A 10216-nucleotide genomic window follows, 5' to 3' on the forward strand; every position below is an offset into this window, starting at 1 on the left:
ACGAAAAATCCGGCGGCGGCGGCCATGTTGACGCCGCCCGCCGACGCGGGCTACGTCTGGGAAAACAGGCAAGGGACGGAAATATCGTGACGGGAAGACTGGTTGTTGTGGGCGGCGGTCAGGCCGCATTCGCCCTCGTTGCCAAATTGCGTGCGCTGAAGGACGAGCGACCGATCACCATCATCGCCGCCGAAGCGAGCCATCCCTACCAGCGACCGCCGCTTTCGAAGAAGTACCTGCTCGGCGAAGCCGATCTCTCCCGCCTGATGTTCCGCCCGGAAAACTGGTATCCTGAAAACAATGTCGACATCCGTCTCTCCACCGAGGTGACGGCGATCGACCGCGATGCCAAGACCGTGAGGCTCAGCGACGGGTCGACGCTGCACTACCAGTTCCTGGCGCTGGCGACGGGTGCAACGCCCCGCCGCCTGCCGGCCGAGATCGGCGGCGACCTCGATGGCGTCTTCACCGTGCGCGACTACCGCGATGCCGACCGGCTTGGTCTGGAAATGCAGGAGGGCCGCCGGGCGCTGGTGATCGGCGGCGGCTATATCGGGCTGGAAGCGGCCGCCGTTGCGCGGGGCAGGGGACTGCATGTCACGGTCATCGAGATGGCCGACCGTATCCTCGCCCGCGTCGCCTCGCCAGCCACCGCCACCATTTTGAAGGCCATCCACAATGCCCGCGGTGTCGATGTGCGCGAAAAAACCGGTCTCGTGCGCCTGCTCGGCGAAAACGGCCGCGTCACCGGCGCGGAGCTGACCGACGGCTTCGTGCTGCCCGTCGATGTCGTTATCGCCGGCATCGGCGTGACGGCCAATGACCAGCTTGCCCGCGCTGCCGGCCTCGAGGTGACCAACGGCATCGTCGTCGATGCCCATGCACGCACCTCCGATCCTGCGATCTTCGCCATGGGCGACTGCGCCGTGCTCCCCTTCGAGGGCAATCGCGTCCGGCTCGAATCCGTGCAGAACGCCGTCGATCAGGCCGAGGCCGCTGCCGCCGTCATCGCCGGCGGCGATGCGCCCTATCAGCCGAAGCCATGGTTCTGGTCGGACCAGTATGATGTGAAGCTGCAGATCGCCGGCTTCTGCATGGGCTTCGACGATACGTTCGTCCGCCCCGGTCCGCGCGAGGGCAGCGTTTCCGTCTGGTATTTCCGGGACGGCAAGCTGATCGCGGTCGATGCGGTCAACGATGCAAAGGCCTACGTGGTCGGCAAGAAGCTGATCGAGATGGGGCGCACACCGGAACGGGCGGCACTGGAGGATCCGGCGACGGATCTCAAGGCATTGACGCTATAAGGGTTTCACCGCTGGAGTGTGGTGCGCGATTGTTACATACTAGAACAGTTGTATCGTTTTGATATTCGTTAAGTATGATAAAACGCGCGGCCTCCGGGCGGCGCCTGATATTTTCTGAATTCACTCATTTTTCAATCTTCTCCGGCTGAGTGGCTCCTATAGCAGCTCCCACCCGGTGAAATTCTCCATGCTCCGTATCTTGACCTGCCTGACTGTCGAGCACGACCTGCGCCTCGTACTTCTCGCGGCGCTGATCTGCTTCCTCTCCTGCTATGTCGCGGTGACGCTGACGCAGCGGGCGCTGGTCTCCGATGGCACGGCGCGCAATCTCTGGCTCGGCGCGGCGGGCACGTCGAGCGGTTTCGGCATCTGGGCGACGCATTTCATCGCCATGCTCGCCTATGATCCGGGTGTGGCTATGGGCTTCGATATGGAGCTGACGCTGATCTCGCTCGGTGTTGCCATCGTCGTCACAACGATGGGGCTTGCCATTGCCACCTATGTGAGCGGCCGCAGCGCCGTGCTTGCCGGCGGGCTGCTGCTGGCGGCCGGTATCAGCTCCATGCATTACATCGGTATGTCCGCCGTTGAACTGCCGGGTGTGCTGGCCTGGGATATGCCCTATGTCGTGGCCTCGCTCGTCTGCGCAGGACTGTTCGGCGTGCTGGCGCTGGTGTTCTGCATTCGCCCGCAGCAGAGCGTCCGTGATCGTGCGGTGGCGACCGGCCTGATGGCGCTCGGCGTCGTCTCGCTGCACTTCACGGCCATGGCCGCCGTCCGCGTCGAACCGGGCCTGATGCCGGTCAGCGACGATACGATGCTGTCGACGAGCCTCATGGTGCCGTTGATCGCGGTGGTCGCCTTCTCGCTGCTCTTCACCGGCCTGACGGCGGCGGTCTTCGCCCGCCAGGCGGAGCTTGCGGCGAATGAAAGCACCCGCCAGTTCGCCATGCTCGTACAGGGCGTCAAGGATTATGCCATCTACATGCTCGATCCGGACGGCCGCGTCGCCAACTGGAACGAGGGGGCCGAACGCAACAAGGGCTACAAGGCGCACGAGATCGTCGGCCGGCATTTCTCGCAGTTCTACAGCACGGAAGATCTCGCCGCCGGCTTGCCGGACAGGGCGCTGCGCATCGCCCGCGAGGAGGGCAAATACGAAAGCGAGGGCTGGCGCTACCGCAAGGACGGTTCGCGTTTCTGGGCCCATGTCGTGCTGGATGCCATCTATGATGCCGGCGGCGTGCTGATGGGCTATGCCAAGATCACCAAGGACGTGACGAAGGACAAGGCCAATGCCGACCGGTTGGCCGACGTCACCAAGAACCTCGACCTTGCGCTCGAAAACATGTCGCAGGGCCTGTGCCTGTTCGACAAGGACGAGCGCCTGCTGCTTGCCAACAAACGCTACAGCGAAATCTTCGGCTTTCCGGAAGGCCGTATTCAGCCGGGCATGACGTTGCGCGACATCGTCGATCAGGGCGTGGCCGACGTTTTCGTCGATCCGGATATCTGGAAGCCGCGGGCGCGCGACATGTATGCGCGCCGCCGTGCCGCCATCCAGGCCAATGACGGTGGCGCGATCGTCGAGAAGCTGTCCAATGGCGTGTCGGTGCAACTGCGCTACCGCACGCTGCCGGATGGCGCCTGGGTTGCGACCTACGAGGACATTTCCGAGCGCCTGCGCTCGGAGGAGCAGATCTCCTTCCTCGCCCGCCATGACAGCCTGACCGGCCTGCCGAACCGTGCGAGCTTCAACAACAATCTGGAGGCCGATCTCGTTTCCGCGCGCCGCTCCGGCGGCCTCGTCGCGGCCATCGCGATCGATCTCGACAAGTTCAAGGAAATCAACGACACGCGCGGCCACGCTGCGGGCGACGAGGTTTTGACCACGCTCGCCAAGCGCATGCAGGCCTGCCTGGAGGCCGACGAGACCGTGGCGCGCTTCGGCGGCGACGAATTCGCGGCCGCCAAGCGCTTCGAGGACATGGCGGATCTCGCCGATTTCCTCCAGCGCCTCGAAACCTGCCTCAAGGATGAGATCCGCATCGACGGCTATGACATCAAGCCGGGTGCGAGCTTGGGCGTCGCCATCTATCCGCAGGATGCCGACACTGTCGAAACGCTGCTCAACAATGCCGACCTCGCCATGTACCGCGCCAAGGATGCGCTGACCGAAACCGTCTGCTTCTACGAGGTCTCGATGGACGAGGCCGCCCGCAGCCGTCGCCTGATCGCCAACGATCTCTGGCAGGCCGTCGAGCGCAAGGAGCTGCAGCTGCACTATCAGGTGCAGAAAGCCGTCACCTCGGGCGAGACCATCGGCTACGAGGTGTTGCTGCGCTGGCACCATCCAGTGCGCGGCACGATCCCGCCGTCGGAATTCATTCCGATTGCCGAAGCGTGCGGCGCCATCCTGCCGATCGGCGAATGGGTGCTGCGCGAAGCCTGCCGCGAGGCCGCGACCTGGGACAATGACTACAAGATCGCCGTCAATCTTTCGCCCGTGCAGCTCGGCAATGCCGATGTCGCCGATCTCGTGCATCGGGTGCTCCTGGAAACCGGTCTCAGCCCGCGCCGGCTGGAACTCGAAATCACGGAATCGACGATCATCGGCGACAAGGAGCGCGCCCTCAACACGCTGCGCCGCATCAAGGCCTTCGGCGTCACCATCGCCATCGACGATTTCGGCACGGGCTATTCCTCGCTCGAAACGCTGCGCGCCTTCCCCTTCGACAAGATCAAGCTCGACCGCAGCTTCATGAGCGAGGTGGAGGCGAGCCCGGAGGCGAAGGCCATCATCCGCGCCATCCTGGCACTCGGCCAATCGCTGCGCGTGCCGGTTCTGGCCGAAGGCGTGGAGACCCGCAGCCAGCTCGATATCCTTCTCGACGAAGGGTGCGACGAGGCGCAGGGCTATTTCCTGGGACGTCCGGTGCCGGTGGAACGCATCCGCGTCGACACGGAGAAGAGCGCGGCGGCCTAAAGGCGCCTTTTACTGCCGCTTGAAGCGCCGCCCGACCAGATCGATCTGGAAGCGCGGGAAAATGAAGACGCCGATGATCGTGCCGGCGTATTTCTCCTCGAGACCAGTCGATTCCCCGACGCAGAACACTGGCTGGCGCGGCGCGCCATCGAGATGGATCGTCGTGGAGAAGCAGAACGAGGACGAGGAGGCCGCCGCCTGCTCGAAGAGTTCCAGCACGCGGGTGCGGTCCAGCGGCTCGTAGCACCGGATGAGGTTGAGCAGCCCGCAGGTGCGCTGCGTCAGGCCATGCGCCTGCGTCGCCTTCTCGCCGAGCGTGAACAGGCCATTGGAAAGGTCGCCGGTCCAACGCTCCGTCACGCAATATTGCGTCAGCAGCTCGTTGTCCGTCTCGTCGAACTCCATCGAGCCCGGCAGAAAGGGCGACGAGAGATCAGTCTTGATTATCTTGAACACCTACGACCTCAGGCAGTTGCTCGAATTTGACCGACACGTCGCGGCTCGCAGGCACGCAACATGCTAAAAAGCAGTGTCGGCTGACCTCGTCGAAGTCTGCCGCCCCCACTTTCTCATGAACTGAACTGCATCCGGTTCCGTCTGTGCATGCGGATCGGACGTACGCGAGAAAACCACCGCTGCCTCTCCATCAGGTCGCCGGCGGTTTCTGTCAAAATCTTTTGGGATATTCGGCTGCACGATCAGCGGCAAGAATGATGCCGTTCCCCAGCGCCTGAACCCCTTGTGAATCTTTAAAGTTCACTTGGAGCGCCTTTATAGTTGGTTTTTTGATGCCATCAACGGCTTTTTGATAATTATTGTACAAATGGTCAAAATCTTTTTCCGGAAACGATACAGTCTCCGGAGAACCTGACAAATGAAAAGGGCGGCCCGAAGACCGCCCTTTCCAGAACTGAACCGGATGGCTCAGATATAAGACCCGAAGGTCTTACATCATGTCCATGCCGCCAGTTCAGCGCGCTTGGCGCGCTGAACCGACTTTAGTGCATGGGCGAAGCTTGATGGTCACGCTGCGATAGGCTTATGCCTATCACATCATGTCCATGCCGCCCATGCCGCCCATGCCGCCAGGCATGCCGCCCGGTGCATCCTTCTTCGGCAGTTCGGCGATCATGGCTTCCGTCGTGATCAGCAGCGAAGCAACCGAAGCGGCGTTCTGCAGAGCCGTGCGGACAACCTTGACCGGGTCGACGATGCCGAGAGCGATCAGGTCGCCGTATTCGCCGGTCTGGGCGTTGTAGCCGTAGTTGTCTTCGTTCTTGTCGAGGATCTTGCCGACGACGATCGAAGCTTCGTCACCTGCATTTTCCGCAATCTGGCGAACGAGGGCCTGGAGGGCGCGGCGAACGATGTTGATGCCGGCTTCCTGGTCTGCGTTTTCGCCCTTGACGGAGATCTTCGTGGACGAACGGAGCAGCGCTACGCCACCGCCCGGTACGATGCCTTCCTGAACGGCAGCGCGCGTCGCGTTGAGGGCGTCGTCGATGCGGTCCTTCTTTTCCTTGACTTCGACTTCCGTCGAGCCGCCGACGCGGATGACAGCAACGCCGCCAGCGAGCTTGGCAAGACGTTCCTGCAGCTTCTCGCGGTCGTAGTCGGAGGTGGTTTCTTCGATCTGGGCCTTGATCTGCGCGACGCGGCCTTCGATTTCAGCCTTCTGGCCGGCACCGTCGACGATCGTCGTGTTTTCCTTGGAGATCGAAACCTTCTTCGAACGGCCGAGCATGTCGAGCGTTACGTTTTCGAGCTTGATGCCGAGGTCTTCGGAGATGACCGTGCCGCCCGTCAGGATGGCGATGTCTTCCAGCATGGCCTTGCGGCGGTCGCCGAAGCCCGGAGCCTTGACGGCAGCGATCTTGAGGCCGCCACGCAGCTTGTTGACGACGAGCGTCGCAAGCGCTTCGCCTTCGACGTCTTCAGCGATGATGACGAGCGGCTTGCCGGTCTGGACGACGGCTTCGAGAACCGGGAGCATCGCCTGGAGGTTCGAGAGCTTCTTCTCGTGCAGGAGAATGAAAGCGTCTTCGAGGTCGGCGACCATCTTTTCCGGGTTGGTCACGAAGTAGGGCGACAGGTAACCGCGGTCGAACTGCATGCCTTCGACGACTTCGAGTTCGGTTTCGGCGGTCTTGGCTTCTTCAACCGTGATGACGCCTTCGTTGCCGACCTTCTGCATGGCTTCGGCAATGTCGAGACCGACCTGCTTGTCGCCGTTTGCGGAGATCGTGCCGACCTGGGCAACTTCTTCCGAGGTGTTGATCTTCTTGGCCTTGGCCTGGAGATCCTTGACGACTTCGGCGACGGCGAGATCGATGCCGCGCTTCAGGTCCATCGGGTTCATGCCGGCGGCAACGGCCTTGTGGCCTTCGCGAACGATGGCCTGGGCCAGAACCGTTGCGGTCGTCGTGCCGTCGCCGGCGATGTCGTTGGTCTTGGAAGCGACTTCGCGAACGAGCTGGGCGCCCATGTTCTCGAACTTGTCGTCCAGTTCGATTTCCTTGGCGACGGAAACGCCGTCCTTAGTGATGCGCGGAGCGCCGAAGGACTTGTCGATGACGACGTTACGGCCCTTCGGGCCGAGCGTTACCTTGACTGCGTCTGCGAGGACGTCGACGCCACGCAGCATCTTTTCGCGCGCGGTGCGGCCGAATTTGACTTCTTTGGCTGCCATTGTGAGAGCTCCTGAATAGGTATCAGCGAATTGCGGAAAGAGTTATCGGCTAATCAGCCGATGACGCCCATGATGTCGGCTTCCTTCATGATCAGAAGGTCTTCGCCGTCGAGCTTGACTTCGGTGCCCGACCACTTGCCGAACAGGACGCGGTCGCCAACCTTGACGTCGAGAGCGACGATTGCGCCCTTGTCGTCACGGGTGCCGGTGCCGACGGCGACGATTTCGCCTTCCTGCGGCTTTTCCTTGGCGGTGTCCGGAATGATGATCCCGCCCTTGGTCTTTGCTTCGGATTCAACGCGACGAACGACGACGCGGTCGTGAAGCGGGCGGAAGGTGGTGCTTGCCATTGTCTAATCCCTCGATCGAATGACATTGCGGATCCCTAGTGGATCCGATGATTGATGTTAGCACTCACCGTTTAGGAGTGCTAGCGGCTCCGAGATAGGCGGCGGCGGCTTTCGAGTCAAGAACGCGGCCTGCAAATTATTTTGCCCGAAATGGTTACCGCGGCCGGCAGATGGGAGCGGTTTCGCATGCCATCAAGTCACATTCGTGAATTTTCGGTTGTTTGCCTGTGGGCAGGGCAAAATTGTGGGAGGAGGCTTGTTTTCTTTGTCCCGCTTTGCAATGTCGGGCTTCGACCTTGATACGGAACCTCCTGATGGCTGAACGCATCCAATCCTTCCGCGACATCGCTGCGCAATACGACGTGGTGCTCTGCGACGTCTGGGGCGTCCTGCACAATGGCGTGGAGGCCTTCTCTCACGCCTCCGAGGCGCTTGCCGAGGCGCGCAAGGCCGGGCTTACGGTCGTGCTCATCACCAATTCGCCGCGCCCGCATCCGGGCGTGAAGGTGCAGATCCGCGGCCTCGGCGTCACCGACGATGCCTATGACCGCATCGTCACCTCGGGCGACGTCACCCGCGCGCTGATCGCCGAGGGACCGAAGAAAATCTATTTCATCGGCGCGGAAAAAGACCTGCCGCTGCTTGATGGCCTGGGCGTCGAGCGCGTCGGCCTCGACGAGGCCGGCATCGTCGTCTGCGCGGGCCTGCGCGAGGACGAAACGGAAACCGTCGAGGACTATCGCGACGAGCTGACGGCGCTTGCGGCGCGCAAGCTGCCCTTCATCTGCGCCAATCCCGACCTCGTCGTCGAGCGCGGCCACAAGCTCATTCCCTGTGCTGGGGCGCTTGCGAAATTCTACGAGGAGCTGGGCTGCAAAACCTTGATCGCCGGCAAGCCGCATCGCCCGATCTATGAGAAATCGCTCTCCGAAGCCCGCGACGTGCGCGGTGCCTTCGATCTCAGCCGCGTCATCGCCATCGGCGACGGCATGCCGACGGATGTGCGCGGTGCGGAAGCCTATGGCCTCGACGTGCTCTATATTTCAGGCGGCATTCACGCCCAGCATTATGTGGAAGCCGGCCGCACCGACGAGGCCAAGCTCGCCGCCTTCCTCGTCCAGGAAAACACCCACCCGAAATGGTGGATGCCCCGGCTTCAGTGACGGAGACGGTCGTCATGACGGTATTTCACAGGAACGAAACCCGAGAGCCGCTGCCCGAGCATCTGCGCGGCGGCGTCATTGCCATCGGCAATTTCGACGGCGTGCATCGCGGCCACCAGGCGGTCTTGCAGCGCGCGCTTGATATCGCCGAAGAGCGCGGCCTGCCGGCGCTGGTCCTGACCTTCGAGCCGCATCCGCGCACCGTCTTCCGCCCCGAGACACCCGTCTTCCGCCTGACGCCTGCGCCGCTCAAGGCGCGTCTCCTGGAAGGCATGGGCTTTTCGGCCGTCATCGAATATCCCTTCGACCGCTCCTTCTCCGAAATTTCGGCGCAGGACTTCATCCGCACCGTCCTGATGGACTGGCTGCATGCCTCCGAAGTCGTGACCGGTTTCGATTTCCATTTCGGCAAGGGCAGGGAAGGCGGCCCGGCCTTCCTGATGGCCGCCGGAGAGCACAACGGTTTCGGCGTGACGCTGGTCGATGCCTTTCGCGACGAGAACGCCTCGGTCATCTCCTCCAGCTTCATCCGCAAGCTGCTCGGCGAGGGTGCGGTGGCGGAGGCCGCTGGCCTGCTCGGCTATCACTATACGGTCGAGGCCGAGGTCGTCGGCGGCCAGCAGCTCGGCCGCACGCTGGGCTTCCCCACCGCCAACATGCAGCTTCCGCCGGAAGTGGAACTGCGCAACGGTATTTACGCCGTGCGCTTCCGCCGTCCCGATGGCAGCCTGCATGACGGCGTCGCCAGCTACGGCCGCCGCCCGACGGTGACCTCGAACGGCGCCCCGCTGCTCGAAACCTTCCTATTCGACTTCTCCGGCGATCTCTACGGCGAAGTCTCCGCCGTCTCCTTCTTCGGCCATCTGCGCGACGAACTGAAATTCGACGGCCTCGATGCGCTCGTCGTGCAGATGAAGCGCGACGAGGAGGAGGCGCGGGCACTCCTGTCCGGCGTCAAGCCACTCGGGGTCATCGACCAGCGGCTCTGTTTCTGATCGCAAACCGCGTTGGCGTCTTTTCAAACCGGAGAAAACGCCGTAAGACCGCGCGCATGATGCTCAACCGGCTGACCATCGATCTTCGAATTAGTGGCCCGGCCTTCCGCGCGCTCTGAGCGAGGCCGGAAGGTCCGGGATTTCGGGCGTTTCGAAAACGTCCCCGCCGTCAGTACAAGCATTTCCAGGAAAAGTGTAAAGCGGTTTTCCGTCCGGAAATGCGAAGTAAAATGACATTCTCCCCGCATGCGCAAAATGCGCGCGAAAAAGACGATAGCCATATCCATGACCGATACACCCGAAAAAGTCGATTATTCCGCCACCCTCTACCTGCCGCAGACGGATTTCCCGATGCGCGCCGGCCTGCCGACGAAGGAGCCGGAAACGGTGGCCCGCTGGCAGCAGATGGGGCTTTACAAGAAGCTGCGCGCCTCCGCCGCTGGCCGGGAAAAATTCGTGCTGCACGATGGCCCGCCCTATGCCAACGGCAACATCCATATCGGCCATGCGCTGAACAAGATCCTCAAGGACGTCATCAACCGCTCGTTCCAGATGCGCGGCTATGATGCCAACTACGTGCCCGGCTGGGACTGCCACGGCCTTCCGATCGAATGGAAGATCGAGGAGAAGTACCGCGAGAACGGCAAGAACAAGGACGAGGTTCCGGTCAACGAATTCCGTCGGGAATGCCGTGACTTCGCCTCCGGCTGGATCAAGATCCAGGCCGAC

General features: G+C 62.3%; 10 protein-coding genes. 5 read left to right on the top strand and 5 right to left on the bottom strand.

Translation table 11 applies throughout. The features are described 5' to 3' along the window. The first annotated feature begins 86 nt into the window (after nucleotides 1–86). Together ACOZKU_RS02300 and ACOZKU_RS02305 are read left to right on the top strand one after the other, a co-directional pair. Nucleotides 87–1304 (top strand): NAD(P)/FAD-dependent oxidoreductase, encoded by a 1218-nt coding sequence (locus tag ACOZKU_RS02300; RefSeq protein WP_421577491.1) that lies wholly within the window; start codon nucleotides 87–89, stop codon nucleotides 1302–1304. A gap of 187 nt (nucleotides 1305–1491) precedes the next feature. Continuing rightward, nucleotides 1492–4290 (top strand): bifunctional diguanylate cyclase/phosphodiesterase, encoded by a 2799-nt coding sequence (locus tag ACOZKU_RS02305; protein ID WP_421577492.1) that lies wholly within the window; start codon nucleotides 1492–1494, stop codon nucleotides 4288–4290. 9 nt (nucleotides 4291–4299) lie between these two features. On the opposite strand, the gene ACOZKU_RS02310 is transcribed toward ACOZKU_RS02305, so the two are convergent. The 4 genes from ACOZKU_RS02310 to groES all read right to left on the bottom strand — a co-directional run bounded on the left by ACOZKU_RS02310 (nucleotide 4300) and on the right by groES (nucleotide 7329). Next, nucleotides 4300–4746, bottom strand: a complete 447-nt coding sequence (locus ACOZKU_RS02310) for a hypothetical protein (RefSeq protein ID WP_314093478.1) — start codon at nucleotides 4744–4746, stop codon at nucleotides 4300–4302. Nucleotides 4747–4957: 211 nt separating this feature from the next. Next, a complete protein-coding gene (locus ACOZKU_RS02315; protein WP_314093480.1) occupies nucleotides 4958–5113 on the bottom strand; it encodes a hypothetical protein in 156 nt (51 codons plus the stop codon). 225 nt (nucleotides 5114–5338) lie between these two features. Further along, nucleotides 5339–6979, bottom strand: coding sequence for a chaperonin GroEL (gene groL / locus ACOZKU_RS02320; protein WP_421577493.1), 1641 nt, complete (start codon nucleotides 6977–6979; stop codon nucleotides 5339–5341). Nucleotides 6980–7032: 53 nt separating this feature from the next. Next, nucleotides 7033–7329, bottom strand: a complete 297-nt coding sequence (groES, locus tag ACOZKU_RS02325) for a co-chaperone GroES (RefSeq protein WP_117368581.1) — start codon at nucleotides 7327–7329, stop codon at nucleotides 7033–7035. A gap of 314 nt (nucleotides 7330–7643) precedes the next feature. Here groES and ACOZKU_RS02330 point away from each other — a divergent pair, with 314 nt between their 5' ends. Both ACOZKU_RS02330 and ACOZKU_RS02335 read left to right on the top strand, forming a co-directional pair. After that, nucleotides 7644–8492 (top strand): TIGR01459 family HAD-type hydrolase, encoded by an 849-nt coding sequence (locus ACOZKU_RS02330; RefSeq protein WP_421577494.1) that lies wholly within the window; start codon nucleotides 7644–7646, stop codon nucleotides 8490–8492. Between the two features lie 14 nt (nucleotides 8493–8506). Then, nucleotides 8507–9487: a bifunctional riboflavin kinase/FAD synthetase gene (locus ACOZKU_RS02335; RefSeq protein ID WP_421577495.1), complete on the top strand. Its 981-nt coding sequence runs from the start codon at nucleotides 8507–8509 to the stop codon at nucleotides 9485–9487. A gap of 23 nt (nucleotides 9488–9510) precedes the next feature. Here the strand turns inward: ACOZKU_RS02335 and ACOZKU_RS02340 are convergent, their stop codons facing one another. After that, entirely contained in the window at nucleotides 9511–9774 is a 264-nt protein-coding gene (locus ACOZKU_RS02340; RefSeq protein ID WP_421577496.1) for a hypothetical protein, read from the bottom strand. Between ACOZKU_RS02340 and ACOZKU_RS02345 the strand changes: the two genes are divergently transcribed. Next, a partial coding sequence (locus tag ACOZKU_RS02345) for a class I tRNA ligase family protein (protein ID WP_421577497.1) occupies nucleotides 9773–10216 on the top strand: 444 nt, incomplete at its 3' end. The two genes, ACOZKU_RS02340 and ACOZKU_RS02345, sit on opposite strands and share 2 nt — an antisense overlap.

This window comes from Shinella sp. M31 (assembly GCF_049199205.1).
Classification (GTDB): domain Bacteria; phylum Pseudomonadota; class Alphaproteobacteria; order Rhizobiales; family Rhizobiaceae; genus Shinella.